The organism is Agrobacterium sp. M50-1, assembly GCF_049843495.1.
Classification (GTDB): domain Bacteria; phylum Pseudomonadota; class Alphaproteobacteria; order Rhizobiales; family Rhizobiaceae; genus Agrobacterium; species Agrobacterium radiobacter.
Window position 1 is genome coordinate 1 of record NZ_JBBHZH010000019.1, and the last position, 1352, is coordinate 1352.

2 protein-coding genes and 1 pseudogene are annotated in these 1352 nt (G+C 59.8%); all 3 read left to right on the forward strand.

What is annotated here, in order from left to right; translation table 11 throughout:
- Positions 1-87 (forward strand): annotated as a pseudogene (locus WDZ78_RS23260) (sugar ABC transporter permease); the annotation flags it as partial.
- A gap of 12 nt (positions 88-99) precedes the next feature.
- Positions 100-924 (forward strand): carbohydrate ABC transporter permease, encoded by an 825-nt coding sequence (locus WDZ78_RS23265; RefSeq protein WP_111782392.1) that lies wholly within the window; start codon positions 100-102, stop codon positions 922-924.
- Between the two features lie 12 nt (positions 925-936).
- The coding region (locus WDZ78_RS23270) for an ABC transporter ATP-binding protein (RefSeq protein WP_162696921.1) at positions 937-1352 on the forward strand (416 nt) is incomplete at its 3' end.

The window sequence follows — 1352 nt, forward strand, 5'->3', positions numbered from 1 at the left end:
TCGGCCGGTGGCATCATCGCCGTCGTGCTCGCCAATATCGTCGCCATCTTCCTGATGCGCGCCGTCGGCAAGAACCTCGACCGTTAAGGAGAAGCGATCATGGCCCGCAAGACAACGACACGCGCAAAGATCGGCTTTTCCATCGCGGCATGGGCCGTGGCGTTGCTGCTGTTCTTCCCGATCCTTTACGCCTTCCTCACCTCGATCAAGACCGAGCCGGAGGCGATCGCAGGCTTCAGCCTCATTCCCTCGGGCACGCTCGAAAACTACATCACCGTGCAGACCCAGCGCGATTACTTCAAGCCGTTCATGAACTCGGTCGTGCTGTCGCTCGGCTCGACGATCATCGCGCTGATCATCGCCATTCCCGCCGCCTGGGCCATGGCGTTTTCGCCGACCAAACGCACCAAGGACATTTTGATGTGGATGCTCTCCACCAAGATGATGCCGGCCGTTGCCGTGCTGGTGCCGATCTATCTGATCTTCCGCAATGCCGGCCTGCTCGATACCCGCATTGGGCTGACCGTCATGCTCACCTTCATCAACCTGCCGATCGTGGTGTGGATGCTTTATACCTACTTCCGCGAAATCCCCGGCGAGATTCTGGAAGCCGCGCGCATGGATGGCGCATCGCTCTGGAACGAGATCGTGCATGTACTGACCCCAATGGCGGTTCCGGGCATCGCCTCGACGCTGCTTTTGAACGTCATCCTCGCCTGGAACGAATCCTTCTGGACTATCAGGCTGACGACCACCAATGCAGCCCCGCTGACGGCCTTCATCGCCTCCTTCTCCTCACCGCAGGGGCTGTTCTGGGCAAAACTTTCGGCCGCCTCGATGATGGCGATCGCCCCCATTCTCGTCATCGGCTGGTTCTCGCAGAAACAACTCGTGCGTGGCCTCACCTTTGGCGCCGTGAAATAAGGAACGACAATAATGGGCAGCATTTCCCTTCAGAACGTGTCCAAGCTCTTCGGCGAGGCAAAAGTCATCCCGTCGATCGATCTCGATATCCATGACGGCGAGTTCGTCGTCTTCGTCGGCCCGTCCGGCTGCGGCAAGTCAACGCTGCTGCGCCTGATTGCCGGGCTGGAAGACGTCTCCGGCGGCAGAATAGTCATCGACGGCAACGACGCCACCGAAAAGGCCCCGGCCGAGCGCGGCCTTGCCATGGTGTTCCAGTCCTATGCGCTTTATCCGCATATGAGCGTCAGGAACAACATCGCCTTCCCGCTGAAGATGGCCAAGCTCGACAAGGCCGTCATCGACAAGAAGGTCGACGATGCCGCCCGTATCCTCAACCTCACCGATTATCTCGAACGCCGGCCCTCGCAACTGTCCGGCGGCCAGCG